At 68.3% G+C, this 25,711-nt stretch carries 22 protein-coding genes; 14 read left to right on the top strand and 8 right to left on the bottom strand.

Features of this window, described 5'->3' with window-relative positions:
- Window positions 1–2: 2 nt before the first annotated feature.
- Window positions 3–1,502 (bottom strand): glutamate-cysteine ligase family protein, encoded by a 1,500-nt coding sequence (locus tag D0C15_RS14570; protein WP_116045374.1) that lies wholly within the window; start codon window positions 1,500–1,502, stop codon window positions 3–5.
- A gap of 198 nt (window positions 1,503–1,700) precedes the next feature.
- Here D0C15_RS14570 and D0C15_RS14575 point away from each other — a divergent pair, with 198 nt between their 5' ends.
- From D0C15_RS14575 to D0C15_RS14585, 3 genes are read left to right on the top strand one after another with little or no spacing between them, the layout of a single operon-like run.
- Entirely contained in the window at window positions 1,701–2,552 is an 852-nt protein-coding gene (locus tag D0C15_RS14575) for a TrmH family RNA methyltransferase (RefSeq protein WP_116045376.1), read from the top strand.
- 37 nt (window positions 2,553–2,589) lie between these two features.
- Window positions 2,590–3,201, top strand: coding sequence for a DUF2537 domain-containing protein (locus D0C15_RS14580; protein WP_116045377.1), 612 nt, complete (start codon window positions 2,590–2,592; stop codon window positions 3,199–3,201).
- Window positions 3,202–3,257: 56 nt separating this feature from the next.
- Window positions 3,258–3,638 carry an MmcQ/YjbR family DNA-binding protein gene (locus tag D0C15_RS14585; protein WP_116045379.1) on the top strand — a complete coding sequence of 127 codons (381 nt, stop codon included), beginning with the start codon at window positions 3,258–3,260 and terminating at the stop codon, window positions 3,636–3,638.
- An 8-nt stretch (window positions 3,639–3,646) separates the two neighbouring features.
- Here the strand turns inward: D0C15_RS14585 and sepH are convergent, their stop codons facing one another.
- From sepH to D0C15_RS14605, 4 genes are all read right to left on the bottom strand, one after another.
- Window positions 3,647–4,522, bottom strand: a complete 876-nt coding sequence (gene sepH / locus D0C15_RS14590) for a septation protein SepH (RefSeq protein WP_116045381.1) — start codon at window positions 4,520–4,522, stop codon at window positions 3,647–3,649.
- A gap of 221 nt (window positions 4,523–4,743) precedes the next feature.
- Window positions 4,744–5,871: a phosphoserine transaminase gene (gene serC, locus D0C15_RS14595; protein ID WP_116045383.1), complete on the bottom strand. Its 1,128-nt coding sequence runs from the start codon at window positions 5,869–5,871 to the stop codon at window positions 4,744–4,746.
- Window positions 5,872–5,954: 83 nt separating this feature from the next.
- Window positions 5,955–7,313 (bottom strand): serine hydrolase domain-containing protein, encoded by a 1,359-nt coding sequence (locus D0C15_RS14600; RefSeq protein ID WP_116045386.1) that lies wholly within the window; start codon window positions 7,311–7,313, stop codon window positions 5,955–5,957.
- 5 nt (window positions 7,314–7,318) lie between these two features.
- Complete coding sequence (locus D0C15_RS14605) at window positions 7,319–9,082, bottom strand: L-lactate permease (RefSeq protein WP_116045573.1); 1,764 nt, start codon at window positions 9,080–9,082, stop codon at window positions 7,319–7,321.
- Between the two features lie 333 nt (window positions 9,083–9,415).
- On the opposite strand from D0C15_RS14605, the gene D0C15_RS14610 reads away from it, so the two are divergent.
- Both D0C15_RS14610 and D0C15_RS14615 read left to right on the top strand, forming a co-directional pair.
- Window positions 9,416–11,170, top strand: coding sequence for an SDR family oxidoreductase (locus D0C15_RS14610; RefSeq protein WP_116045388.1), 1,755 nt, complete (start codon window positions 9,416–9,418; stop codon window positions 11,168–11,170).
- A 29-nt stretch (window positions 11,171–11,199) separates the two neighbouring features.
- The gene (locus D0C15_RS14615; RefSeq protein WP_116045576.1) at window positions 11,200–11,853 is read left to right on the top strand and encodes a TetR/AcrR family transcriptional regulator; all 654 of its coding nucleotides are present in this window, start codon (window positions 11,200–11,202) and stop codon (window positions 11,851–11,853) included.
- Here the strand turns inward: D0C15_RS14615 and D0C15_RS14620 are convergent.
- A complete protein-coding gene (locus D0C15_RS14620; protein ID WP_116045391.1) occupies window positions 11,796–12,944 on the bottom strand; it encodes a citrate synthase 2 in 1,149 nt (382 codons plus the stop codon). The genes D0C15_RS14615 and D0C15_RS14620 overlap by 58 nt on opposite strands.
- 278 nt (window positions 12,945–13,222) lie before the next feature.
- Entirely contained in the window at window positions 13,223–14,428 is a 1,206-nt protein-coding gene (locus tag D0C15_RS14625) for a lipase family protein (RefSeq protein ID WP_425455396.1), read from the bottom strand.
- A 128-nt stretch (window positions 14,429–14,556) separates the two neighbouring features.
- Here D0C15_RS14625 and D0C15_RS14630 point away from each other — a divergent pair, with 128 nt between their 5' ends.
- The 6 genes from D0C15_RS14630 to D0C15_RS14655 all read left to right on the top strand — a co-directional run bounded on the left by D0C15_RS14630 (window position 14,557) and on the right by D0C15_RS14655 (window position 21,267).
- A complete protein-coding gene (locus D0C15_RS14630; protein ID WP_116045394.1) occupies window positions 14,557–15,198 on the top strand; it encodes a TetR/AcrR family transcriptional regulator in 642 nt (213 codons plus the stop codon).
- A gap of 124 nt (window positions 15,199–15,322) precedes the next feature.
- The gene (gene pdxH, locus D0C15_RS14635; protein ID WP_162830082.1) at window positions 15,323–16,012 is read left to right on the top strand and encodes a pyridoxamine 5'-phosphate oxidase; all 690 of its coding nucleotides are present in this window, start codon (window positions 15,323–15,325) and stop codon (window positions 16,010–16,012) included.
- A 168-nt stretch (window positions 16,013–16,180) separates the two neighbouring features.
- Window positions 16,181–17,476: an MFS transporter gene (locus tag D0C15_RS14640; protein WP_116045397.1), complete on the top strand. Its 1,296-nt coding sequence runs from the start codon at window positions 16,181–16,183 to the stop codon at window positions 17,474–17,476.
- 59 nt (window positions 17,477–17,535) lie between these two features.
- Window positions 17,536–18,921, top strand: a complete 1,386-nt coding sequence (locus tag D0C15_RS14645) for an APC family permease (RefSeq protein WP_116045398.1) — start codon at window positions 17,536–17,538, stop codon at window positions 18,919–18,921.
- Between the two features lie 75 nt (window positions 18,922–18,996).
- Complete coding sequence (locus D0C15_RS14650) at window positions 18,997–19,905, top strand: aldose 1-epimerase family protein (protein ID WP_116045400.1); 909 nt, start codon at window positions 18,997–18,999, stop codon at window positions 19,903–19,905.
- Between the two features lie 147 nt (window positions 19,906–20,052).
- Entirely contained in the window at window positions 20,053–21,267 is a 1,215-nt protein-coding gene (locus D0C15_RS14655; RefSeq protein WP_116045402.1) for an amidohydrolase, read from the top strand.
- 92 nt (window positions 21,268–21,359) lie between these two features.
- Here the strand turns inward: D0C15_RS14655 and D0C15_RS14660 are convergent, their stop codons facing one another.
- The gene (locus tag D0C15_RS14660) at window positions 21,360–22,514 is read right to left on the bottom strand and encodes an acyl-CoA dehydrogenase family protein (protein WP_116045404.1); all 1,155 of its coding nucleotides are present in this window, start codon (window positions 22,512–22,514) and stop codon (window positions 21,360–21,362) included.
- A gap of 69 nt (window positions 22,515–22,583) precedes the next feature.
- On the opposite strand from D0C15_RS14660, the gene D0C15_RS14665 reads away from it, so the two are divergent.
- From D0C15_RS14665 to D0C15_RS14675, 3 genes are all read left to right on the top strand, one after another.
- Window positions 22,584–23,204: a TetR/AcrR family transcriptional regulator gene (locus D0C15_RS14665; RefSeq protein WP_245975798.1), complete on the top strand. Its 621-nt coding sequence runs from the start codon at window positions 22,584–22,586 to the stop codon at window positions 23,202–23,204.
- Window positions 23,205–23,226: 22 nt separating this feature from the next.
- Entirely contained in the window at window positions 23,227–24,162 is a 936-nt protein-coding gene (locus D0C15_RS14670; protein ID WP_116045408.1) for a carbohydrate kinase family protein, read from the top strand.
- Between the two features lie 190 nt (window positions 24,163–24,352).
- Window positions 24,353–25,675 (top strand): citrate synthase, encoded by a 1,323-nt coding sequence (locus tag D0C15_RS14675; RefSeq protein ID WP_116045410.1) that lies wholly within the window; start codon window positions 24,353–24,355, stop codon window positions 25,673–25,675.
- Window positions 25,676–25,711: the final 36 nt, after the last annotated feature.

The raw sequence follows: 25,711 nt of genomic DNA on the forward strand, positions 1-25,711 counted from the left end.
TTTCAGTCGCAGTGCCAGGTGTGCACGGGACTTCCTTCGGCGGAGAGCTGGAGGTAGCGGGTGAGCATCGCCGTCAGCGCCGAGTTCCGGTCTGCCCCGCGCTCCTGGGCGCGTGCGACGAACGACCGCTGCCAGGACGCGCCGGACTGCCTGACTATGCAGCGTTGCTCGATGACGCCGAGGTAGCGCTCCCGTGCCTCGTCCGAGACCTGCGATCGCCGCAGCCCGTCATGGGCCAGCGGCAGCAGTACGCGCAGCACGAGCTCGTCCGGGGGCAGCCAGCCGATGCCCGGCCAGTACAGCTGTGCGTCGAAGCCGCCCCGTGCTCCCGCGTACAGATTCTGCTCCGCGGCCTGGAAGGACATCTGGGTCCAAACCGGACGATCTGCCTCGGCGAGAGCCCGCTGTGCGCCGTAGAAGAACGCCGCGTTGGCCATCATGTCCAGCACGGTCGGGCCCGCGGGCAGCACGCGGTTCTCGATCCGCAGGTGCGGCTGGGAGCCCACCACGTCGTAGACGGGCCGGTTCCACCGCCACACCGTGCCGTTGTGCAGCCGCAACTCCGTGAGCTTCGGCGCCAGCCCTGAGTCCAGTGCCTCGATCGGATCCTCGGAGTCCGTTTCCGGCAGCAGGCCGGGAAAGTAGCGGACGTTCTCCTCGAAGAGGTCGAAGATCGAGGTGATCCAGCGTTCGCCGAACCACACTCGGGGACGGACACCCTGGTTCTTCAGTTCCTCAGGGCGGGTGTCGGTGGCCTGCAGGAACAGCGGGATCCGCGTTTCCTGCCAGAGCGCTTTGCCCAGCAGGAACGGGGAGTTGGCCGCCGTCGCCACCTGGATACCCGCGAGACATTGCGCCGCGTTCCAGTGCGCGGCGAACTCCTCGGGTTCCACCTGCAGGTGCAATTGCACGGACGTACAGGCGGCTTCGGGCAGGATTGATTCCGCATAGCAACGCAACCGCTCGGGCTTCTGTCCCGGCAGGCCAGCGCCGTCCAGTGACAGCAGGGTCTGTTCGCCCCGCGCCGCGAGGATCTGGTCGTTGAGCAACGAATAGCGCGCGTTGTTGGTCAGCCATTTCTGGTCGAAGTGGTCCTGGGTGAGCGTCGGCAGGATGCCGATCATGGCCAGCCTCGCCCCCGCCTCACCGGCTTTCGCGCCTGCCGTCGTGAGATAGGAGTTCAGCTCGTTCTCCAGTTCCAGCGCCGATTCTCCGGCGAGCGGCCGGGGCGGCACGTTCAACTCGAGGTTGTGCTGACTCAGTTCGGTGGTGAACGACGGGTCGTCCAGCGCGTCGAGCACCATCGCGTTCGTCATCGAAGGGTGCATCGACTCGTCCACCAGGTTCAGTTCGAGTTCGACACCCATATGCCTTCGGGGGAACGAGAAACCGCCCTCGGTGAGCATCCGTGCCAGGGTGTCCAGGCACCGCTGGACCTTGCGCCGGTAGCGCCCTCGATCACGCTGCTGGAACAGCTCCGCCGACGACACGTCTTCGCCCATGGCGCATCCCCGCTTCTGCTCGGCCATGGCTCCCCGCGACCTTGGCGCTGAACTGCTCGGCGGACAACCGTTACACACCGGTACCCACGCGGCTAGCGGCCAAACTGGTGCCGTCTGTCACCTCGACCTAACCCTGAGCGATCATCACCCATTTGCCAGGTGCGACAGCGAGGTTCGGAGTACGCGGGAGCGGGCAGGATGGCGGATGGGAGACTCGCCTGCGTGGTGAACGCGACCTGCGATCCGATCCGGACCGATGATCCGAACGATCCTCGGCTCGACGACTTCCGTGATCTCACTACAGCCGACCGCAGGCCTGATCGTCCCGGCGGTCGTGGGTTCGTCATCGCCGAGGGCGCCGTGGTGGTCCGCAGACTGCTCGCCTCGCGCTATCCGGTGCGGGCCGTGCTGGGTGTGCCGAGGCGGATCGAGGAGCTCGCCGGGGACCTCGCTGGGGTCCGCGCGCCGGTGTACGAGACATCGGCGGACACCATGGCCAGCGTCGTGGGTTTCCATCTCAACCGGGGTGTGCTCGCGATCGCGGACAAGGCGGACCTGCCTTCGGCGGAGGAGATCGCGCGGAACGGCCGCATCCTCGCCGTGCTCGAAGGCGTCGGCGACCACGAGAACCTCGGCTCCATCTTCCGCAACGCCGCCGCACTCGGCGTGGACGGCGTCCTGCTCGGTCCACGCTGCTCCGACCCGCTGTACCGGCGCAGTGTGCGGGTGTCGATGGGCAATGTGCTCCGCGTGCCATTCGCGGCACTGCGCCCCTGGCCCGCGGGCCTGGAACTACTGCGCGAACAAGGTTTTCGCGTCGCGGCGATGACGCCGAGGCCCGGTTCGTTCTCCTTGCGCGAGTTGCGCGAGACGCGACCGGAGGGCGGGAGGATCGCGTTGCTGCTCGGTGCCGAGGGGCCAGGCCTCAGCGCCGAGGCGATCGATGCGGCGGACGTCGCCGTCCGGATCCCCATGGCCGACGGCGTCGACTCGCTCAACGTCGCCACCGCCGCTGCCGTTGGCTTCTACGAGCTCGCCGATCGTGGGTAGATTGAGCCGCGGCCGCGGGCAGGACGGGAGTGAGCGAGTGGAGCTTCGGGTCAAGGGGGAGCGCCCGGTACTTGGGGCACACGGCAGGGAAGCTGATCCCCGTTCGGTCGCCCTCGATCTCGACCTCGCCGAAGCGCTGCACGAGTGGGCCAGGGTCGTTGCCGCGTTGCGACGTGCGAGTGCCGAGGCGGAGACCGAGGTCGAGGCGGCAAGGATGGTCTCGCAGCGAGGCCGTCAGCTCGCCGGGCGTGTCGCCGCCACCTTCGGCACCCCGGTGAACTACGTCGATCCGGTCAGCGGCGAGCCGCTGCTGGTGTCCCCGCCGGCTCGGCCTCCGATGACGTCCCGGCTGCTGCGGCGGTTGCTGGGTCCGGGCAGAATCGGCGAGGAACCGACGCCGTGGAGCACGGGTCTGGTGGTCGCGGCGTTCGCGGCGGTGGTGGCTGTCGTCGCGATGCTCGCGCTCGCGACGACGCTGGCAACGGAGACCTCGGGCTGGCTCGCGGTCGTCGCGGCGCTCGTGGTCACCGCGGGACTGGCCCCGTCGCTCTGGCTCGCACGCCGGCTGCCGGTCCTGCGCTGGCTGGTGCTCGGTACTGCCGTCGGCGTGGCCGTGTCCTGGATCGGGATACTGGTCATCGCGTTCTGACTCGGCCTCGGAGCGAGGTGCGTCGAAACTGTCGGTGCCCGCCGGACAATCGAGTCATGCCCGGCAAACAACAGGATCCGCTCGAGTCGCTGCGCAGGATCTGCCTCACGCTGCCGGAGTCCACGGAACGGCTCAGTCACGGCGAGCCCACCTGGTTCGTCCGAGGCAAGAAGACGTTCGTGACGTACGCGGATCACCATCACGACGACCGGCTGGGTTTCTGGTGTCCCGCGCCGCAGGGCGTGCAGGAGGAGCTCGTGGCGCAGGAGCCGGAGCGGTTCTACCGGCCGCCGTATGTCGGTCACCGGGGCTGGCTCGGTGTGCGTCTGGACGTCGACGTCGACTGGGCCGAGATCGCGCGAATCGTCACCGACGCGTACCGCATGGTGGCGCCGAAACTGTTGATCGCTCGGCTGGACGCCGAGCAACGGAGGTGATGCGAGGATCAGCCGCGCTGCGAGCGAACCCCGAGCAGTACGTCCTCCCACGCCGGGACCGTGGGGTGGCCCTTCCTGCCCTTGACAGCCTGCTTGCCCTGGTGTGCGGAACTGCCGTCGGCCTGCTCCTCCGGCGGGATCCGCGGGAACTCGGTGGTGTCGTCCTCTTCCGGTTCCGGAATTGGGGCCTCGATCACCGTCGCGCCCTGTTGACCGGTGCCGTGGTAGTCGAGCATCGGCTGGTCCGATTCCGGGGTTTCGCCGTCCTCGGGGCTGATCGAACGCAGTGTGCGTGGCGTCCGGTGGGCGTGCGGATCGAGCAGGGCCTCCGCGGGCTCGTCCAGAGCCACGACGGTCCCGCCGTGTGCTCCCGGCGAGAACGACCAGTGCGCCCGGTTCTCCGACCGCCCGGCCCGCCAGTGCAGTCCGACGACCCATTTGCCGTCATCTCCCCGCCAGGAGTCCCAGGTGGACTGTGTGTAGTCCTGCCCGCGGGTGCCGAACGCGTACGCGACGATCTCGCCGAGGGTCTGCACATCCGGGCCGTCCTCGCGGATCGGGTGCGCCTGCTGGGCGATTTCGGCGATGCGGGAGCGCTCCAGCAGGACGGGGTAGGCGAACCGCTCCACCCGCTGCACGGGCACACCGGCACTGCTCGCCACCTGCTCGACGGATTCACCGCCGCGGATTCTGGTCTGGATCTCACGTGGACGCATCTGGCTCTCCAGCTCGATCTCGATCTGGCCGAGGCGAGTGATGTCACCACGGGCGGCCGCGCGAAGCCGTTCGTCGGCCGGCAGCAGGAAGCGGTCACGGCTCGCGGGGTCTTCGCACACGATGGACTTACCGTCCTCGTGTAGCCCCACTACCCGTAGCGCCCGCATGCCGTCCTCCCGAATACTTCACCTTTGTGGGTGCCTACGTTAGGGCGGCGCGTCGGCTTGACGCGCGAGGCGCGCCGAGTTGTCACCCATCCGACCATGATCTTGACCCAGGTGAGGGGTACTCGCACGGCGACACGGGCGCTGTGGCGGCAAAAAAATGTGTCCGCTGTGGGCGGCTGTGCCGGATGAATGCCCACAGCACCCGTGTCTGCCAAGCCCGACTACCCCTGGCGCTCGACGACCCATTCGACACAGTCGGTCAGCGCGGAGATGTCGTCCGGGTCGATCGCCGGGAACAGGCCGACACGCAGCTGGTTGCGGCCGAGCTTGCGGTACGGCTCCACGTCGACGATCCCGTTGGCCCGCAACGTCTTAGCCACAGCGGCAGCGTCCACCTCGGCCGCGAAGTCGATCGTCCCGACGACCTGCGAACGCAACGCGGGGTCGGATACGAACGGGGTCGTGTAACCGGTCTTCTCCGCCCAGTCGTACAGCCGCGTCGAAGACTCCTTGGTCCGCGCGGTCGCCCAGTCGAGCCCACCGCCCGCGAGCATCCAGTCGATCTGGTCGGCAAGCAGGAACAGTGTCGCCACCGCGGGCGTGTTGTACGTCTGGTCCTTGCGGGAGTTGTCCAGCGCGGTGGGCAGGGAAAGGAACTCCGGGACCCAGCGGTCGGAACCGCCGATCTCGCCGACCCGCTCGATCGCCGCGGGCGACATGAGCGCGAGCCACAGGCCACCGTCGGAGGCGAAGGACTTCTGCGGCGCGAAGTAGTAGACGTCGAAATCCTCGGCCTTGACCGGGAGGCCTCCGGCTCCGGACGTGGCATCGATCGCGACAAGCGCGTTCTCGCTGCCCGCGGGCCTGCGCACGGGCACGGCCACACCCGTGGACGTCTCGTTGTGTGCCCAGCCGACGAGATCGGCGCCCTCCTGGTAGGTGATCTCCGGCGCACTGCCGGGATCGGCCGAGACGACGATCGGGTCGGCGAGGAAGGGGGCGCCCTTCGTGACCGTGGCGAACTTCGAGGAGAATTCGCCATAGGTGAAATGCTGTGCCCGTTCCCGCACGAGACCGAACGCGGCCGCGTCCCAGAAGGCGGTGGTGCCACCGTTGCCGAGCACGACCTCGTAGCCATCCGGCAGGGAGAACAGCTCGGAGAGCCCCGCCCGCACACGCCCCACGAGAGACTTCACCGGCTTCTGCCGGTGCGACGTCCCGAGCAGGGCGGAACCGTCCCTGGCCAGGCTCGCGAGCTGCTCGGGGCGGACCTTCGAGGGGCCACAGCCGAAGCGGCCGTCCGCGGGTTTGAGATCGGCAGGGATGGTCAGGTCAGCGGCGTCGGTCATGGACCCAAGTCTGACACGACGTGTCCACCCACTGCGCACAGATGTCCGCCTCGTGGGATCCGCATATGCGGACCGGATGCGGATCAGGGGCGCCAGCCCTTCTCGTCGACACCGCCCGGAATCGGCGTGGCGGGGTCGTAGGGAGTGCGGGTGAAGATGAACGTGGCCAGGTCCAGGTGCTGCGGCAGGCCATCCGTGCCGCGAACGACCCGCAGGGTCTCACCCGCGTAGTAGCCGTCGAGGCCGATCCACTCGTCCTCCGCCACCGGCCGGAACCGCGAGGCGCGCCCCCGGCCCTCGGCAGGGGCGAGGTTGAAACCACCCTCGGGAAGCAGCCGCAGATGGAACGGGCTGGGACCCCAATGCCAAAGCCCGGTCAGTTCCAGCAGCCGGGTGTCCGTCGGGCTCGCCCGCCACTCGCCGGGCAGGTTGGGCTCGTACTCGTCGGCGATGGAGATCAGGTCCAGCACCAGCGGCACGACCGCCACCCCGGCGGTCGAGTTCGCCATCGCGAGCGCACCGGTGCCCGTCGCGGGGTCGACCAGCGAACAGGACACGAAACCGGGCATCGAGCCGGTGTGCCCGGCGAGCCTGCGTCCGCCGGTGCGGACCAGTTGCAAACCAAGGCCGTAACCGGCGGTCCAGGTGTCGGCGTCATCGACGACCGCGACCTCGCGCATCTCGGCAACCGTGTCCGGATGCAGTACGCCGCCGGTGTGCCCACCGGTGAACGAGGTCCAGCGCGCCAGATCGTTGACCGTCGACCACAGTTGCCCTGCCGGTGCCATCGCGCCCGCGTCGGGCGACGGCTCCGGCAGCAGTACGTCGGCGAACGGGTGCACGGCCCAGCCGGGGGCGTACCTGCCCTCGGGATGCGGAGACGTGCGGGTCATCCCGAGCGGACCGGTGATCTCGGCTTGCACCGCCTCCAGCCAGCTGGTCCCGCGCATCCGGGCGACGAGTTCGCCGAGCACGCCGTAGCCGACGTTGGAGTAGTGGAAGCGGCGGCCGGGCCGGTGCTTGACCTCGCCTGGGGTGAGGCTGTTCTCCAGCGCGGGCCAGTCACCGCCCTCGCTGCGTTCCCACCACGAACCGGGTGACTCGGCGGTGAGGCCGCCGGTGTGCGCGAGTAGTTGCGCGATCGTCGTCGACCCGAACGCCGTGCCGGGGACATGCCGATCCACCGGGTCGTTCAGCTCCAGCCTGCCTTCGTCGCGCAGACGAAGTACCAGTGCGGCCACGAGCGACTTCGTGATCGAACCAAGCCGGTACTGCGTGTCGTCGTCCGGCTGATCGCCACCGGAGCCGTCCAGGAATCCCCGTGCCCCGGACCAGACCAGCTCACCGTCGCGCACCACGGCGGCGACGAGCGAGGGTGCACGGTTGGTCGACTGTTCGGTGGCGACACGGCGGAGCAGGGCCAGCTCGGTGGTAGGCAGCATGGGCCTCATTCTGCCGGGATTTTCGCCTGCTTGCGCAGCCGCAGGATGATCAGTGCGAGAGCCGCGCCGATCAGCACCAGCAGCACGGTGCCCGCGTTCAGGCCCGGTCCGTTGGCCAGGACGAAACCGAGGGCGCCTGCCGAGAGGCAGTAGTAGATCATCGGGAAGATGGTCTTGCGGATCAGGTCGCCTTCCCGGCCGAGCAGTCCGACCGTCGCCGAGGCCGCAACGACGTTGTGCACGGTGATCATGTTCCCCGCTGCACCGCCGACCGCCTGGGATGCCACGACGGTTTCCGGCGGAACGCCGATCTGCTCGCCGGTCGAGAACTGGAACAGCGAGAACATCAAGTTGCTCACCGTGTTGCTGCCCGCGACGAAGGCGCCGAGCGCGCCGATCCACGGCGCGAGCAGTGGCCAGGCATCCCCCGCGATCGAGGCGGCGCCGTCGGCGAGCGTGAGCGGCATGCTCTCGTACCCCGAGCCGTTGATCTCGGAGTTGATGAAGATCCGTACGAGCGGGAGGGCGAACAGCAACGCGACGGCGGCGCCGGCGATCTGTTTGCCCGCTATCTGCCAGGAGGCCCGGATTTGCGAGCCGCTCATCCGGTGCAGGGCATAGGCGCTGACGCTCGCCACGATCAGGATGAACCCGGGCAGGTAGAACGGCTGCAGGCTTTCCGCCACCTCGGTGCCGAAAATGGCGTCGAAGTCGATCGACAGGCCCGTGAGGAACTCCTTCACCGGCGTGACCGTCCTGGTGAGCACCAGCAGTGCCGCGACGAGCAGGTACGGCGCCCAGGCGCGCAACGGGTGCATCGTCCTGCCTGCCACGTCGCCGTCCGGCTGGACATTGCCCGTCCAGCGGTCTTCCCAGCGCTCGCGTGCCGGGAAGTCCCACGGCTGCTCGGGCAGGAAGAGTCCCCGCCGGGCCGCGGTGACCACGATGGTCAGGCCGATGAGGCCACCGAGTAGTGCGGGGAACTCCGGGCCGAGCAACGCGGCGACCGCCACGTAGGGGACGGTCATCGCGAACGCGGCGAACAACGCGAACCGCCACACCCGCAGACCCTCGCCGAACCTGCGGCGTTCACCGAAGAATCCGGTGAGCATGCACGCCAGGAACAGCGGGATCAGGGTGCCGATGACGGCGTGCATGATCGCGGCGTCGAGCGCGATGCGGGAGACGTACTCCGGCATATCGACCCCGAGTACCGAGATTCGCTGCTCGACGGCGCTGCTTCCGGCGAGGCCGTCGTTGACGCCGACCAGGATCGGGGTGCCGACCGCGCCGAACGTGACCGGTGTGCTCTGGATGACCAGCCCGACCATGACCGCGGCCATCGCGGGGAAGCCGAGGGCGAGCAGCAGCGGCGCCACCACAGCGGCGGGGGTACCGAAGCCGGATGCGCCCTCGATGAAGCTGCCGAACAGCCAGCCGATGATGATCGCCTGGATCCGCCGGTCGGGGCTGATGTCGGTGAAGGTGGCCCGGATCGAGGCCATCGCCCCGCTCTTGCTCAACGTGCCGAGCAGCAGCAGTGCGCCGAAGACGATGTAGAGCAGGCCGACGGCGAGGATCAATCCCTCCACCCCGGAGGCGGCGATGACGACGGCGTCGACGTCCCAGACGAAGGCCGCGGCCAGCACGACCACGACAAAGCCGACCGGCATGGCGTACTTCGCGGGCCAGCGCAGACCGACGAGCAGGATTCCGATGATCGCGATCGGTGCCAGCGCGACCGCGCTGAGAACGGCGAGGTTGTCCATGCCCGAACCACCCTTCGGCCAGTCTTCCGCATGACGGAATGTCGCTTCCGCCATATCGTTAGACAGGCAAAGATTCCAGTGACGGCCATCACCGTCAACCCCCGCCTCGCCCGCGCCACCCCTCCCGCACTTTCCCGGGAAAGCGCGAGGCGGGTGCAGGTCGCGGGGCCGGAACTCCGCACTTTCCCGGGAAAGTGCGAGGGGTGGGGCCGCGCTTTTCCGGGAAAGTGCGGGTCAGGTGAGCGGGTGGGTCGGAGACATCGGGGCCACGCTCTCGTTGAACCCGGCTGTCCGGCGGACGACGGACAGCGTCTTGTTGACAGATTGTCTAATATGACTCCCGTGGCTTTCGACGAGCGATCCCAGAGCTGGGTAACGGCGAGTGATGGAGTGCGCCTCTCGGTGCGCGCGAGCGGCCCGGAGGGCCAGCCGGTCTTGCTGTGTGTCCACGGCTATCCGGACAACGGCTCGATGTGGGACGGCGTGACCGCGGAACTGCGCGAGCGGTTCCGCGTGGTCGTCTACGACGTGCGCGGCGCGGGCGAGTCGGACAAGCCTCGCGAACGGGCCGCTTACCGGCTCGATCAGCTCGCCGACGACCTCGCCGAGGTCGCCGAAGCGGCCAGCCCCGGCCGGCCGGTCCATCTGCTGGCGCACGACTGGGGGTCCATCCAGGCCTGGCACGCGGTGACCGGCGAGCGGATGCGCGGCCGGATCGCCTCGTACACCTCGATTTCCGGTCCCGATCTCGATCACGCGGGCGCCTGGTTCCGCGCCCAGCTGCGACCCAGCCCCCGCGCGCTGCGAAATGCCCTGCGGCAATTCCTGCACTCCGGCTACATCGCGGCCTTTCAGCTACCGGTGCTCCCCGAGCTGTTCTGGCGCTTGGGCATCATGCGCCGGATCATCACCGCACTCGAGCCGGCCGAACCCGCCCCAGACACATCGGACGGTATCCACGGGCTGCAGTTGTACCGGGCGAACATGCTGCCGAGGCTCGGTCGGCCGCGACCGCGTGTCGCCGACCTGCCGGTGCAGGTGCTCGCCCCGTCACGCGACCACTACGTCAGCCCTCCTCTGCAGACCGAAATCGGTAAATGGGTTCCCGATCTGCGCGTCCGCCCGGTCACGGGTGGGCACTGGATCACCAGGGAGAAGCCGGAGCTGGTCGCACGGGCGGCGGCGGAGTTGATCGACAGCGTGGAAGGCGGCCACGAGGCGCGCGCCCTGCGCCGGACCAGGGTCACCCCGGCCGGCACCAGGAGTGCCCGCTTTCCCGGCAGGCTGGTGGTGGTCACCGGAGCGGGTAGCGGCATCGGCAGGGCGACGGCTCTGGCTTTCGCCGAGCAGGGCGCCGACATTGTGGTGACCGATGTGGACGCCGCCGCGGCCGCGGAGACTGTCGCACTCGCACGCAAGCACGGGGTGACGGCCGCGGAGTACACAGTGGACGCCGCGGACGGGGAGGCCGTACGCGAGTTCGCCGCCCGCGTTCGCGCCGAACACGGCGTGCCCGACATCGTGGTGAACAACGCGGGCATCGCCGTCTCGGGGTCCTTCTTGGACACCAGTGAACAGGACTGGCAGCGCGTTATCGACGTGAACCTCTGGGGCGTGATCCACGGCTGCCGGGTCTTCGCCGAGCAGCTCGTCGAACGCGGTGAAGGCGGGCACATCGTCAACCTCGCCTCGGCCGCCGCCTTCACGCCGTCGAAGATCCTGTCCGCCTATGCCACCACGAAGTCGGCCGTGCTCATGCTGAGCGAGTGCCTGCGTGCGGAACTGTTCCACGAGAACATCGGAGTCACGGCTGTCTGCCCTGGCATCGTGCACACCAATATCACCAGCACCACTCGGTTTGTCGGCGTGGACGGCGCGGAGCAGGCCCGCAGGCAACGGTCCGCCACCGGTATGTACGCCAAGCGCGGCTTCGGTCCGGACAAGGTAGCTCGCGACATCCTCCGCGCCGTGGAGCGCGACATCGCACTTCAACCGTCCACTCCGGAGGCAAAGGCGGCCTTGGTGCTGTCCCGGCTGACGCCGGGTGTGTTGCGCGCTACCGCCAGGCTGGATCCAACGGCGAAGTGAGCAGGACGAACGCGGACAAGCCCCGGCGGATGTCGCCGGAGGCCCGCAGGCAGGATCTCATCTCGGCCGCGCTGGAACTCTTCGGCAGCAGGCCGCCGGAGGATGTCTCGGTGGATGACGTCGTCGCGCGGGCGGGAGTGTCCCGGCCGCTGTTCTACCGCTACTTCTCCAGTGTCCGGGAACTGCATCTCGCCGCGCTGCGCTCGGTCACCGACGGGTTGATCGACCGGCTGGCTCTGCGCGAGGAAGGGACGCCGACGCAGCGGCTGCGGGCCGCCGTGCGCGGGCTCATCGAAGTCGCGGGCGAGTACCGCGCCGGGTACGTCGCGCTGCTGCGCAGTGGTTCCGTGGTCGCGACCTCGGAGACCAACGCCGTGGTGGACCAGGTCCGCAACCGCGCGGTCGAGGTGATCCTGGACGAGACCGGTGTCGCTGACCCCTCGCCGCTACTGCTCGCGACCCTGCGCTGCTGGACGGCGGTGGTCGAGGGCGCGCTGCTCACCTGGTTGCAGGAGGGCATCCCGCGGCAAGTGGAACTCGACCGCTGGCTGGTGGATCAGCTCGTCGCCATGCTTTCCGCCACCGCCGCCCATGATGCGGCGACGGCGGCGGTGATGAGCATCTCTCAGAGCTCGTTCCAGCCTTCGACCTCCTGCGGGCTACGCGGGCCGGGACCCACATAGGACGCTGACGGCCGCACGAGGCGTCCAGTGCGCTTCTGCTCCAGAATGTGTGCCGCCCAGCCCGCGGTGCGGGCAGAGGTGAACATCGCGGGCATCATGTGCGGCGGCACCTGGGCGAAGTCCAGGATGACCGCTGCCCAGAACTCGACGTTGGTCTCGATCGCCCGATCGGGCCTGCGCTCGCGCAGCTCGGCCAGTGCGGCCTGTTCCAGCGCGGCGGCCGCCTCGTAGCGCTCGGCGCCCAGTTCCTGGCAGGTCCGGCGCAACACCCTGGCGCGTGGGTCCTCGGCCCGGTACACCCGGTGCCCGAATCCCATCAGCCGCTCCTTGCGGTCGAGGATGCCCTTGACGACCGCTCGGGCGTCGCCGGTCCGTTCGGCCTCGGCGATCATCGGCAGCACGCGGGCGGGTGCGCCACCATGCAGCGGGCCGGACATCGCGCCGATGGCACCGGACATCGCCGCGGCTACGTCGGCTCCGGTGGAGGCGATGACCCGGGCGGTGAAGGTGGACGCGTTCAGCCCGTGCTCGGCGGCGGACACCCAGTAGGCGTCCACGGCCTTCACGTGTGCCGGGTCCGGCTCGCCGCGCCAGCGCGTCATGAACCGCTCGGTGATCGAGGCCGCCTCGTCCACCGTGGACTGCGGCACCGCGGGCTGACCGATTCCCCGGGCGGACTGGGCCACGTAGGACAGTGCCATCACCGAGGCGCGCGCCAGCTGGTCACGGGCGGCCTCGTCGCTGATGTCGAGCAGCGGCTGGTAGCCCCAGATCGGGGCGAGCATGGCGAGTGCTGCCTGGACGTCAACCCGCACATCACCGGTGTGCACCGGGATCGGGAACGCTTCCGCGGGCGGCAGGCCCTGACCGAACCGGCCGTCGACGAGCAGGCCCCACACGTCGCCGAAGGTCACCTTGCCGGCGAGGTCTTCGATGTCCACGCCGCGGTAGCGCAGCGCGCCACCGTCCCTGTCGGGTTCGGCGATCTCCGTGCGGAAGGCGACGACGCCCTCCAGACCGGGCCGGAACCCGTCGTCGGGCTGCTCGGCAGTGGCAGGCTGACCGTTTGAGACAGGCGTGGGCGTCGTCATGGGAGAAGACCTTTCGATACGCGTTCCCCGGCAAGTTCTCTCGTCAAGCGTGCGGGGGCGAGGCGTATGGCGTGCCCCATCGCACGGTTGGACAAACAGTGCCCCTCCGACGGCCCGGGAGCAATCGAAACAAGTGGTGCTTTCGGTCACGATTACGAGAACGATTCAGTGCAACAGGTCCTTGGACGGCAAATTCTGCGCCTCGGCAGCGAGAACTCGCCGACGAATCCCCTATAGAACGGTGCGGGAATTCGTCGGCGAGTTACCGGCGGGCGGGATCAGGCAGCGCAGGTGTTGCGCGCCGGCTTTCCGGCGAATCGCGAGCCGAGCCACTCCATCGCGATCGGGCCACCGACCGAGACGCCGATGATGTGTTCGGCCAGCGGGATCCGCTGCCACTGCACGGTCGCGCCGAGGTCGCAGTAACGGGCGAGCAGTGCCTTACCGGTGCGGTAAGGGATCAGCTCGTCGTACGCGGCGTGGTAGAGGAAAACGGGAACACCGGGACGATGCTGGCCCGCCTTGTTGTCCGTGAGCCGTGTCTGCCAGCGGGGATCGGACAGGGGGTCGGGGACCGTGACGAAGTCCTGCAGCCGGCCGAACGGAGCCGCGGCGCCGAGTTCCACGACGCATGCCTGCTCCACCCGCTCCACCAGTGCCCGTCCCCGTTCGTTGAGGATCTCCGCGAACGGTACCTCCGGGTACGCGGTCGCGAGTCCGATCGCGGCGCCGATGACCAGGCCGAAGGCCGCACCGCCTTCGTTGAATTCGGCCACCTCGGCGAGGTCGGCGGGAACTCCGCCGGGTGCGGCGCCGACGACGCGCACGTCCGGTGCGTAGCTGGGCTGCAGCTCTGCAGCGAACGCCGCTGCCTGGCCGCCCTGCGAGTAGCCGAAGATGCCGACGGGTCCGGACGAGGAAAGGCCTGCGCCCGGCACGTTCGCGGCGGCCCGTGCGGCGTCCAGCATCGCCCGGCCTTCGGACTGGCCGGTCGCGTAGGTGTGTGTGCCGGGCGTACCGAGGCCCTCGTAGTCGGTGAGAACGACGGCCCACCCCTTGAACAGGGCCTGGGCGATCAGCGCGATTTCGTTCTCGGTGCCGGTGCGCAGCTTGTACGAGGGCGCGCAAGAGTCACCGAGGCCGTGTGTGCCGACGGCGTAGGTGACCAGCGGGCGCGGCCCGTCCTGCCACGGTGTGGGCGGTACGAGCAGCGTGCCGGAGACGGCGTTGGGTGCGCCGGACGCCGATGTCGAGCGGTAGAGCAGCTGCCATGCCCTGACCGGCGCGGGCAGCAGCCGGAGCGGCTCGGCGAAGACGTCGACCGAGCGCAGGCGAAGGATCTCGCCCGCTGCGACGGCGGGCAGCGGGTCGGGCGGAGTGTAGAAGGGATCCTCCGCGGGAGCGGGCGGGGCGGGCGTCGCCTGCACCGCACCGGGGGCGGCGGTGACGAGCAGCGTCATCGCCAGGAGTAAGGGAGCCAGCAGACGACGAACCACGATGGCCTCCGTGTGACGCGAGCTACAGTGGTAATTCAGATTTTCGTAATCTAGACCGAACGGGCGTATTTGGCAATCCTCATTACCATTTGCGCTCAGTCGATCGAGGAGGCCGTATGCCCGAGGAACCGGGCCGGATGTATCGCGGAGTGGGACCCGGGCGTCGCCGGGCCCAGCGCAGGGAACGGCTGCTGCTCGCTGCCCTGGACGAGTTCACCTCGACCGGCTACCAATCGACGAAGATCGCCGAGTTGTGCACACGGGCAGGCGTGTCCACACGCAATTTCTACGAGGAGTTCCGGGGCAAGGAGGATGTGCTGCTGGCGCTGCACGCGCGGATCAACGAGCTGGCCATGGCCAGGGTGAGCGAGGAGCTCGAGCGGGTCGCGGAGGCGGATATGCCCACCAGGATCGGCACACTGGTCGATGCCTTCGTCGGCGCCGTCGCCGCCGATCCCCGGCTGCCACGGCTCAACTACGTCGAGGCGGTGGGCGTGAGTCCCGCGCTGGAGGCGCAGCATCAGGAGTGGGTCGGGCGGTGGGCGGAGTTCATCAGCCACGAGGCAGCGCGGGCCGCTGAGCACGGGATCGCGCCTGCTCGGGACTACCGGCTCACGGCGATCGCGCTCGTCGGAGCGGTGACCGGACTGCTCAGGGAGTGGCAGGCCCACGATCCGCCCACACCGGCGACCGCCATAGCCGAGGAAATGACGGGGATCATGATCGCGGCCATCACCCGTAAGGTGGCTGATTCGTGAAGTTGCGGTAAACGAGTGTCAGGTGTCACCGTTCGGGAGGTTCCCCCGCCGCCCCTGCAAGCCCTACCGTCGCCTGACAGGGCCGAGGCCGAATTGTGTTCGTGGGCGCGGAGGTTGGGCGAACATGCCGGAAGTGGACAACATGGACGGAATCACCGGAATCGGTGACGTAACGGTGCGCCTGCCCGGGATGCGGGTGGCCTATGACGGCGGTGCACTTGAGGAGTCGGCACTCGCTCCCAGCTGGGCCGAGCAGTTGCAGGTCTGGCTGGACGAGGCGGAGTCCGCCGGGGTCGCCGAACCCAACGCCATGGTGCTCGCCACGGCGGATGCCGAAGGCAGGCCGTCCTCGCGAACCGTGCTGTGCAAGGGCCTCGACCAGCGCGGAGTGGTGTTCTACACCAACTACACCTCGGCCAAGAGCCACGACCTGACCGCGACGCGGTACGCCTCGGTGACCTTCCCCTGGTACTCCCTGCACCGGCAGGTGAACGTCCGCGGCGAGGTGGAGAAGGTGGACGTCACCGAGACCGCCGCCTACTGGGCCTCCCGGCCGCGTGGCTCCCAGCTCGGCGCCTGGGCTTCGCCGCAGTCGCGGGTGGTCGGCGACCGCCGATCCTTGGACAACGCGCTGCACGCGATCGAACGCCGGTTCGCCGACGCCGAGCAGATCCCGTTCCCGCCACACTGGGGCGGCTGGCGCATTCGTCCCGACGTCGTCGAGTTCTGGCAGGGCAGGCGGGACCGGCTGCACGACCGGCTGCGCTACGTCCGCGACGAGGACGGCTGGGGCATCGAGCGCCTCGCTCCATAGAACCGTCCGCGGGCGGCCGTTCCTCCCGCACAGCGAAGTTCCCCAATGTGGCTTTCGGGAACTTAGACGTCCCCAATGTGGCATTGGGGAACTCCAACGTCCCCAATGCCACATTGGGGAAGACCTCCGCAGCGGGCCACCTCGTTAGTTGTCGTAGGCTAACGATTCGTGGCTACTGGGGCGGGTGAGCGCAGGGGAGCACGTAAGGTGCTCGGCTCGATCACCGTCGACACCCGCCCGCTACGCGTTCCGGCGTTCCGGCGGCTGTGGATCTCCACCGCCGTCACCGCGATCGGCAGCCAGCTCACGGTCGTCGCCGTGCCAAAGCAGGTCTACGACCTCACGGGCTCCTCCGGCTACGTCGGGCTGACCGGCGCCGTCGCACTGGTGCCGCTGCTCGTCTTCGGCCTCTGGGGCGGCGCCATCGCCGACACCGTGGACCGGCGCAAGCTCCTGCTGGTCACCAACACCGGGATCGCCGCTACGTCGGTCCTGCTCTGGGCGCAGGCATTCTTCGCCGTGAACTCGGTCTGGGTGGTGCTCGCGCTGCTGGGGCTCAATCAGGCGTTCTTCGCGGTCAACATGCCCACCCGCAGCGCCGTGATCGCCCGGCTCGTCCCGCTCGATCTGCTGCCGTCGGCTGTCGCGCTCGGCGCCACGATGATGCAGTTCGGCGCGGTGCTCGGACCGATGCTCGCGGGAGCTCTCCTGCCGGTGCTCGGGCTGTCCACGCTGTATCTCCTGGACACGATCGCCCTCACCCTCGCGCTGCTCGCCGTGTGGAAGCTGCCCGCGCTGCCGCCGCTGGAAGGTCCGACCCGTCGGGCGGGGCTGCGCGACGTCCTCGACGGCTTCCGCTATCTCGCGACGAAGAAGATCCTGCTCGCGTCCTTCCTCGTGGACATCATCGCGATGGTGGCCGGAATGCCGAGGGCATTGTTCCCGGAAATGGCCGAACGAACGTTCGGCGATCCGCCCGGCGGCGGGCTCGCGCTCGGCTGGTTGTACGCCGCGATCCCACTCGGTGCTCTTGCCTGTGGCCTCGCCTCCGGCTGGCTGACCCGGATCGGGCGGCACGGTGTCGCCGTAACCGTCTCGATCTGCGTGTGGGGCATCGCGATCATCGGTTTCGGGCTCGCCGACTCGCTCTGGCTCGCGGTGCTCTTCCTCGCCCTCGGTGGCGCGGCCGACTTCGTGAGCATGGTGTTCCGTAGCGCGATCCTGCAGACCGCGACCACCGACGCCATGCGCGGGCGGCTGCAGGGCGTCTTCACCGTCGTCGTGGCCGGCGGACCCCGGATCGCCGACGTGACCCACGGTTGGGCGGCCGCAGGCATCGGCACCACCGCCGCGGCGACCGGTGGCGGGGTGCTGGTGATCGTGGTCGTCGTCGTGGCCGTCGCATTGCTGCCCGCCTTCTGGCGTTACCGCGCGCCCTCCGGTGAACGCCTAGTGGGTGAATGACGAGTTCGTGAGCGATTCGGTCTGTCCTTGACCCCGTAGTTGGGGCACACTCTTGCGCCATGGCGGATGCGCGCACCGAGCACGTCGATACCGGACCTTCCGGGCAGCCAGCCCTCAAGCGGGTGATCGGCCCGAAACTGTTGTTGTTCTTCGTCGTCGGCGACATCATCGGCACCGGTATCTACGCCCTCACCGGCCAGGTGGCCGGCCGGGTCGGCGGGGCGCTGTGGCTACCGTTCCTGCTGGCGTTCGCGGTCGCGTTCATGACCGCGTTCGGCTATCTGGAACTGGTCGGCAAGTACCCGAGAGCCGCGGGCGCGGCGCTCTACACCAATCGCGCGTTCCGGATTCCGTTTCTGACGTTCATGGTCGCGTTCGCGGTGATGTGCTCGGGAATCACCTCGGCGTCCTCGGCGGCGGTCGCTTTCGGCAACACATATCTGGCCGAGTTCATCAGTTCCCCGATGCCGCTGGTGGCCATCCTCTTCATCGTCGGACTCGGGCTGATCAACTTCCGCGGCGTCAGCGAGTCCGTCAAGACCAACGTAGTTCTGACGTGCATCGAGCTCGCGGGCCTGCTGATCATCATCGGCGTCGGCGTATGGGCGGTAATGAACGGCAACGGGGAGCCCGGCAGGCTCGTCGAGGTGGACACCGCCGACCAGACCTGGCTTGTGGCGATCACCTCGGCAACCTCGCTGGCGTTCTTCGCGATGGTCGGTTTCGAGGACTCGGTCAACATGGCCGAGGAGTGCAAGGATCCGGTGCGAATCTTCCCCAAGGCCATGCTGTGGGGAATGGTCGTCGCCGCCACGATCTACATCCTGGTGTCGGTGACGTCCTCGCTGCTCGTACCCGCCGACGATCTGAAGGCGGCCGAGAGCGGTGCGCTGCTGAAGGTGATCGACGTCGGCGCGCCGGGTATGCCGCGCGAGATCTTCTCCGCACTCGGACTGTTCGCCGTCATCAACTCCGCGCTGATCAACATGTTGATGGCCAGCCGCCTGCTCTACGGCATGGCCAACGAGAAGATCATCCCGAAGCAACTCGGCACGGTGCACCCGTTCCGCCGCAGTCCGTGGGTCGCGATCGTCTTCACCAGCGTGATCGCGATCGTCCTGGTGTCCACAGTGGATATCGGCGTGCTCGGCGGTACGACGGCGCTGTTGCTGCTGGTGGTGTTCGCCGTCGTCAACATCGCCGTGCTCGTGCTGCGCAGGGAAAAGGTGGAACACAAGCATTTCCGCGCTCCCACCGCTATTCCGGTGTTCGCGGCGATCTTCTGTCTCTACCTGGTGAGCCCGCTTTCCGGGCGGCCCGCCCGGGACTACACCGTCGCTGCGATCCTGCTCGCCGTCGGGCTCGTGCTGTGGGGCATCAACTGGATGATCATGCGCGCCCACCACGAACCGCCGTCGAGGATCGACGCCGAGGACCTGGGGTAGCGGCGCGGACAATCCCAGATCGTCGTGCCTCCTGGTCCGCGCTGCTGGAGATCACCCGCCGGTAGATTCGCGGGTATGGGAAACCCGACCGGCGAACAGTTCGAACTCACCAGGGGCAGTGCCAGGGCGGTGGTCACCGAGATCGGCGCCGGGCTGCGGGCTTTCGAGATCGGCGGTGTGCCGTACCTCGAGTCCTTCGACGCCGACGAGAAGCCGCCGAAGGGTGCCGGCCAGGTGCTGCTGCCCTGGCCCAACCGGACCAAGGACGCCCGCTGGACCCATGACGGTGAGCCCCAGCAGCTGAAGGTCACCGAGCAGGCCCGGGGCAACGCGATTCACGGCCTGGTCAGGCACGAGGAGTGGCAGCTGCTGGAGCACGCGGAGTCCTCGATCACGATGTCGATCGACATCCCTGAGCAGGAGGGCTGGCCGGTGCCGCTGCATGCGGTGATCACCTACGACCTGGCGCCTCGCGAGCTGACCGTCACGCACCAGGTGCGCAACGACGGGGACTCGCCGATCGGTTTCGGCGTCGGCACGCATCCCTACTTCCGGATCGGTGACGTGCCCACCGACGACCTCACGCTGACCCTGCCCGCCACGCGGGTGCGTCCGTACCTGGCGGACGAGCAGCTCCCCTACGGCGAGGAGCGCGACGTCGCGGGCACCGAGTACGACCTGCGCTCGGGAGTCCGAGTCGGTGAGCTGGATCTGGACACGGCCTTCGGTGGCCTGCTGCCCGCCGCCGACGGCCGTCACCACCACCTGCTGGCCCACGAGTCCACCACGGTGGAGGTCTGGACTGACGCGGACTTCCGTTGGGCCCAGGTCTTCACCCCCGCCGACCTGGTCGGCCGGGGCCGAGCGGTGGCGATCGAGCCGATGACCTGCCCCGCCGACGCCCTGAACTCCGGCACCGACCTCATCACCCTCGCCCCCGCCGGCACCTGGACCGCGAGCTGGGGCGTAGCCGTTCACCTCTGAGCCCGGTTCCTACCCCTCGCACTTTCCCGGGAAAGTGCGGTACATGCGCGTGCACGTATCGCACTTTCCCGGGAAAGTGCGAGGTGGCTGGATCGTGACTGGCGGGTGGTGGCGCCGGAGGCGGGTAATTCGTTAGCGTGTCGAACTATGTACAGCGCGATCACTGGTGGCTATGTAGTTCCCGTCGACGGAGACCCCATCGACGGCGGCACCGTACTCATGTCCGACGACAAGATCGTCGCGGTGGGATCCGAGGCCGATGTCGACATCCCGGACGAGGCGAGGCTGATCGACGCCTCCGGCTCGTGGGTGCTCCCCGGCTTCATCGACGCGCACGCCCATCTCGGCGTGCATGAGGACGGCGAGGGCTGGTCCGGCAACGACACCAACGAGATGACCGATCCCAACGGAGCCCGATTCCGCGCGCTGGACGGCATCGACCCCTACGAGGTCGGCTTCGACGACGCCTTGACCGGTGGTGTCACCAGCGTGGTGATCAAGCCGGGCTCTGGTAACCCGATCGGTGGGCAGACCGTCGGCGTGAAGACGTGGGGCCGCAACGGTTTCGACATCGTGTTCGCCGAGGACGTCAGTGTGAAGAGCGCACTGGGCGAGAACCCGAAGCGGGTGTACGGCGAGAAGGACAAGACACCGTCAACGAGGCTCGGTGTCGCCGCCGTGCTGCGGGAGGCGTTCACCAAGGCGCGCAACTACTCCTTGCAGCGCGATCACGCGCAGGCCGAGGGCAAACCGTTCGACGTCGACCTCACCCTGGAGACACTGGCGCGGGTGCTCGACGGCGAGCTCTACTGGGACCAGCACGTGCATCGTGCCGACGACATTGTCACCGCGATCCGCCTCGCCGAGGAGTTCGGCTACAAACTGGTGCTCAACCACGGCACGGAGGCGCACCTGATCGCCGATCTCGTCGCCGAGCGTGGCATTCCGGTGATCCTCGGGCCACTGTTCACCAGCCGCGTCAAGGTGGAGGTGCGGCACCGCACGATTCGCTCGGCGGGCATCCTGGCCCGCGCCGGCGTCCAGCTGGCGATCACCACCGATCACCCGGTCATTCCGATCAACTTCCTCGTTTACCAGGCCGCGCTGGCGGTGAAGGAAGGGTTGGACACCGACACGGCGTTGCGCGCGCTCACCGTCAACCCCGCCGCGATCCTCGGGTTGCAGGACCGGATCGGCGCGCTCAAGCCCGGCCTGGACGCCGACGTCGTCATCTGGTCCGGCGACCCGCTGGACGTGATGAACCGGGCCATGCGCGTGTTCGTCCGGGGCCGCGAGGTGTACCACTTCGACGAGGTTCAGGGTGAGGGCGTGGTCGCGGAGCGCCGCTACCAGGAGAGCTGATCTGCCAACTCGGGCCCCGGATCTGCCAACTCGGGCCCCGGATCTGCCAAGTCGGGCCCTGGAACTGCCAAGTCGGGGGCTGGGCGTGTCGGTTAGGTGTTTTTGAGGTCTCGGGCTATTACCAGGCGCTGGATCTGGTTGGTGCCTTCGAAGATCTGCGGGACCTTGGCCTCGCGCATGTACCGCTCCACCGGAAAGTCCCTGGTGTAGCCGGCGCCGCCGAGCACCTGCACGGCATCGGTGGTCACCTTCATCGCGGCGTCGGTCGCGACGAGTTTGGCCACCGATGCCTGGCGCTGGAAGGGCTTACCGCGATCGCGGCGGCGGGCGGCTTCGAGGTAGGTGGCCCTTGAGGACTCCACGGCCGCGGCCATGTCCGCCAGCAGGAACTCGATGCCCTGGAAGTCGATGATGTTCCTGCCGAACTGGGTACGGCTCTTGGCGTAGGCGACGGCCTCGTCCAGCGCGGCCTGTGCGAGCCCCACGGCGCAGGCGGCGATACCCAGCCTGCCCGAACTCAACGAAGAAAGGGCGATGCGCAGTCCCTCGCCCTCCGACCCGATCAGCCGGTCGGTTTCGACCCGCGCGTCGGAGAAGATCATCTGCGAGGTGGTCGAGCCGGTGAGGCCCATTTTGCGCTCCGGCGGTGCGGCGGACAGCCCGGGAGTTTCCCCGTCCACCAGCAGGCAACTGATCCCGCTGCCTGCCTCCTCACCGTGTCCGCTGGTCCGGACCATGGTGGTGTAGAAGTCGGCCTGGCCGCCGTGGGTGATCCACGCCTTGGTGCCGTTGACGACATAGTGCTCGCCCTCGCGCTGGGCCCTGGTGGTCAGCGCCGCCGCGTCCGAGCCCGCATGCGCCTCGGAGAGTGCGTATGCGCCGAGCAGTTCGCCGCCGAGCATCGCGGGCAGCCAGCGATCGCGCTGCGCGTCCGTGCCGTGGTGGGCCAGCGCGAAACAGGACATCGTGTGCACCGAGAGGCCGACGCCGACCGACATCCACGCGGCGGCGACCTCCTCCAGCACCTGGAGATAGACCTCGTAGGACACCTCGCCACCGCCCCAGCGCTCGGAGTACGGCAGGCCGAGCAGTCCGGACTTGCCGAGCAGGGCGAACTGCTCACGGGGGAAGCGCTCCGCCTCCTCGTACTCCGCGGCCAGCGGCGCCAGTTCGGCACTGGCGATCTCGCGGGCCAGCGCGACGAGGTCCGCTGCCTCGGTGGTGGGGAGCAGTCGGTCCGCCGGCATGGAAGTCCTCCGCAAGAGATCAAGGTACTAGAAACAGTACTGTGGGCCCATCTACAGTACTGTATGAAGATGGCACCTGTCGACGCGTACGCTTCGGTCGTGCTTCCCGGATCACCGGCCCGCAAACCGCTCACCGCCCGGCAACGGGCCCTGCTCGCGGAGCTGGAGGAACTCTTTCTCGCCGAGGGGTTCGTGGAATTCACCCTCGAGGACCTCGCCGCCAGGGCCCACTGCTCCAAGTCGACCCTGTACGCCCTCGCGGCGAGTAAGGAACAGCTCGCGGTCCGGGTGGTCGGGCATTTCTTCAAAGGCGCGGCGGAACGCATCGAGGGCCGCATCGAGGGGGTCGACGACGCCACCAAGCTCATCGAGACCTACCTCTCCGGAGCGGCCGAGGAACTGCACAGGGCCTCGCCGGAGTTCATGCGCGACGTCGCCGCGTTCGCCCCTGCCCGGCACGCCTACGAGCTCAACTCGCAGGCCGCGGCGGCCCGCATCCGGACGTTCATCGCAAAGGGAGTCGCCGACGGGGTGTTCCGCGACGTGCACGCGGGGCTGATCGCGGAGATGGCGGGCCTGCTGGTCGAGGCCATCCAGACCGGGGTGGTGGGTGAGCGTGCCGGAGTGAGCGACGCAGAGGCCTTCCGTGCCCTCGCCGATCTGCTGCTCGGCGGGCTGGCCGCCAGGTGATACGGCGGGATAACATCGCGGCGTGATCGTGGTGGGTGGAGAGGCGCTGGTCGACCTCGTGCCGGGAGAGTCCAATCCGGACACTGGAGTACGGCCTCTGTGGCCACGGCTCGGCGGGGGCCCGTACAACGTCGCGCTCGCCGCGGGAAGGCTGGACACTCCGGTGTCGTTCCTGTCCCGGGTGTCGACCGATCGGTTCGGCGCCGCCCTGCTGAGCCGGCTCGAAGAGTCCTCAGTGGACGTATCGATGGTGCAGCGGGGTGCCGAGCCGACGACGCTTGCCGTCGTCGCACTCGACGAGACCGGCTCGGCGCACTACACGTTCTACACCGAAGGCACGGCCGACCGGCTGGTCGCTGATCCTGGCCCGCTGCCCGACTCGACCTTCGCGGTGTCACTCGGCACGCTCGGCATGGTGCTCGAGCCGGGCGCGACCGCCTACGAATCGGTACTGCGGCGAGCGTCGGCCGACGGAGTGCTCACGGCACTCGACCCGAACATCAGGGAGGCGCTGATCGTCGACGGCGTCGCCTACCGAGCCCGCTTCGCGTCTTGGCTACCGCACGTACGGCTGTTGAAGCTGTCCGTCGAGGACGCGGCCTGGCTGGCGGGCGGGGCCGACGCGGCCGAGGCGGCGAGGTCTTGGTTGGACACCGGGGTACACGCGGTCGTGCTCACCAGAGGGGGAGACGGCCTGAGCGTGCTGACAGCCGGCGGAATCGACGTGACGATTCCCACAGCGCCGGCGACCCTGGTGGACACCATCGGCGCCGGCGACACAGTCCAGGGTGCCCTGCTCGCCTGGCTGTACCGGCGCGACGCGGGTGATCTGACCGCGCTGGACGAGGCGGATTGGCGCCAGGCGTTGGATTACGCGGCTCGTGCCGCGGCCGTCACCGTCTCCCGAAGCGGGGCCGAACCACCGTGGACGGCCGAGCTGACGGCCTCGGGTGTGTGAACCTGGTCCCAAACGCTTAGCTGTGGGTAACTCAATGGCTGCGCGTACAGCTATTGGTGGACTAGCGTAGGGAAGAATTCATACCCCAGCGGGGCGGTGTGCGGCGAGCGGATTCCTGCTCGCGTGCTGACGAGGTGACCTGCGCAACCTGTGGGCACCGCCGTCCCGTGTGACCGTGAGAGGGACCTGCATGTCCGACGCGACAAACACGGGGGCGCAGACCGGTACCGGGAAAGTCGCGCTCCGCCTGCCCACCGGCGACGAGCACGAACTGAAGGTGGTCCAGGCCGTCGAGGGCGCTCCCGGTATCGAGCTCGGGAAGCTGCTGGCGCAGACGGGGTACATCACCCTCGACCCGGGCTTCGTGAACACCGGTGCCGCCTCGTCGGCCATCACCTATATCGATGGCGACGCGGGGATTCTGCGGTACCGGGGTTACCCGATCGAGCAGCTTGCCGAGCACTCGACCTTTATCGAGGTCTCCTACCTGCTGATCTACGGCGAGCTGCCGAACACCCAGCAGCTGGAGGACTTCACCTCCCGGATCAACCGGCACACGCTCCTGCACGAGGACCTGAAGCGCTTCTTCGACGGCTTCCCCCGCGATGCGCACCCGATGCCGGTGCTGTCCAGTGCCGTATCGGCGCTGTCCACCTTCTACCAGGACTCGCTCAACCCGTTCGACGAACCGAACGTGGAGCTGTCCACCATCCGCCTGCTGGCAAAGGTGCCGACGCTGGCGGCCTACGCCTACAAGAAGTCCATCGGCCAGCCGTTCCTCTACCCGGACAACTCGCTGAACCTGGTGGAGAACTTCCTGCGGATGACCTTCGGTCTGCCCGCGGAGCCCTACGAGGTCGACCCCGAGGTCGCCAAGGCGCTGGACCTGCTGTTCATCCTGCACGCGGACCACGAGCAGAACTGCTCCACCTCGACGGTGCGGCTCGTCGGCTCCTCCGAGGCGAACCTGTTCGCCAGCATCTCCGCGGGTATCAACGCGCTCTTCGGTCCACTGCACGGTGGTGCCAACGCCGCCGTGCTGGACATGCTCGAGGGCATCCGCAACGACGGTGGTGACGTCGCCAAGTTCGTGGAGCGGGTGAAGAACAAGGAGCAGGGCGTCCGCCTGATGGGCTTCGGCCACCGGGTCTACAAGAACTACGACCCGCGCGCGAAGATCATCAAGAAGACCGCGGACGAGATCCTGCGCAAGATCGGTGGCAACGACGAACTGCTCGACATCGCGTTGCGGCTTGAGGAGACGGCCCTTTCCGACGACTACTTCGTCGAACGGAAGCTGTACCCGAACGTCGACTTCTACACCGGTTTGATCTACCGGGCACTCGGCTTCCCGACGAAGTACTTCACGGTCCTCTTCGCACTCGGCAGGCTGCCGGGCTGGATCGCGCACTGGCGCGAGATGATCCAGGATCCGGCGACCAAGATCGGCCGTCCTCGCCAGATCTACACGGGCGAGAAGGAGCGCGACTACGTTCCGATGAGCGAGCGCTGAATCCAGGTTCGCAGCTGAACCCCGTCAGGGCCGCCC

Source organism: Amycolatopsis palatopharyngis (assembly GCF_003385185.1).
In the GTDB taxonomy this organism is placed as follows: domain Bacteria; phylum Actinomycetota; class Actinomycetes; order Mycobacteriales; family Pseudonocardiaceae; genus Amycolatopsis; species Amycolatopsis palatopharyngis.

What these genes read in the sequence shown, in the direction of transcription:
- D0C15_RS14655 (WP_116045402.1), top strand. Translation starts at nt 20,053, where the DNA reads ATGTACAGCGCGATCACTGGTGGCTATGTAGTTCCCGTCGACGGAGAC.
- D0C15_RS14585 (WP_116045379.1), top strand. Translation starts at nt 3,258, where the DNA reads ATGCCCGGCAAACAACAGGATCCGCTCGAGTCGCTGCGCAGGATCTGC.
- D0C15_RS14615 (WP_116045576.1), top strand. Translation starts at nt 11,200, where the DNA reads ATGTCGCCGGAGGCCCGCAGGCAGGATCTCATCTCGGCCGCGCTGGAA.
- D0C15_RS14605 (WP_116045573.1), bottom strand. Translation starts at nt 9,082, where the DNA reads ATGGACAACCTCGCCGTTCTCAGCGCGGTCGCGCTGGCACCGATCGCG.
- D0C15_RS14600 (WP_116045386.1), bottom strand. Translation starts at nt 7,313, where the DNA reads ATGCTGCCTACCACCGAGCTGGCCCTGCTCCGCCGTGTCGCCACCGAA.
- D0C15_RS14665 (WP_245975798.1), top strand. Translation starts at nt 22,584, where the DNA reads ATGGCACCTGTCGACGCGTACGCTTCGGTCGTGCTTCCCGGATCACCG.
- D0C15_RS14620 (WP_116045391.1), bottom strand. Translation starts at nt 12,944, where the DNA reads ATGACGACGCCCACGCCTGTCTCAAACGGTCAGCCTGCCACTGCCGAG.
- D0C15_RS14660 (WP_116045404.1), bottom strand. Translation starts at nt 22,514, where the DNA reads ATGCCGGCGGACCGACTGCTCCCCACCACCGAGGCAGCGGACCTCGTC.
- sepH (WP_116045381.1), bottom strand. Translation starts at nt 4,522, where the DNA reads ATGCGGGCGCTACGGGTAGTGGGGCTACACGAGGACGGTAAGTCCATC.
- D0C15_RS14570 (WP_116045374.1), bottom strand. Translation starts at nt 1,502, where the DNA reads ATGGGCGAAGACGTGTCGTCGGCGGAGCTGTTCCAGCAGCGTGATCGA.
- D0C15_RS14675 (WP_116045410.1), top strand. Translation starts at nt 24,353, where the DNA reads ATGTCCGACGCGACAAACACGGGGGCGCAGACCGGTACCGGGAAAGTC.
- D0C15_RS14650 (WP_116045400.1), top strand. Translation starts at nt 18,997, where the DNA reads ATGGGAAACCCGACCGGCGAACAGTTCGAACTCACCAGGGGCAGTGCC.
- serC (WP_116045383.1), bottom strand. Translation starts at nt 5,871, where the DNA reads ATGACCGACGCCGCTGACCTGACCATCCCTGCCGATCTCAAACCCGCG.
- D0C15_RS14630 (WP_116045394.1), top strand. Translation starts at nt 14,557, where the DNA reads ATGCCCGAGGAACCGGGCCGGATGTATCGCGGAGTGGGACCCGGGCGT.
- pdxH (WP_162830082.1), top strand. Translation starts at nt 15,323, where the DNA reads ATGCCGGAAGTGGACAACATGGACGGAATCACCGGAATCGGTGACGTA.
- D0C15_RS14610 (WP_116045388.1), top strand. Translation starts at nt 9,416, where the DNA reads ATGACTCCCGTGGCTTTCGACGAGCGATCCCAGAGCTGGGTAACGGCG.
- D0C15_RS14575 (WP_116045376.1), top strand. Translation starts at nt 1,701, where the DNA reads ATGGCGGATGGGAGACTCGCCTGCGTGGTGAACGCGACCTGCGATCCG.
- D0C15_RS14645 (WP_116045398.1), top strand. Translation starts at nt 17,536, where the DNA reads ATGGCGGATGCGCGCACCGAGCACGTCGATACCGGACCTTCCGGGCAG.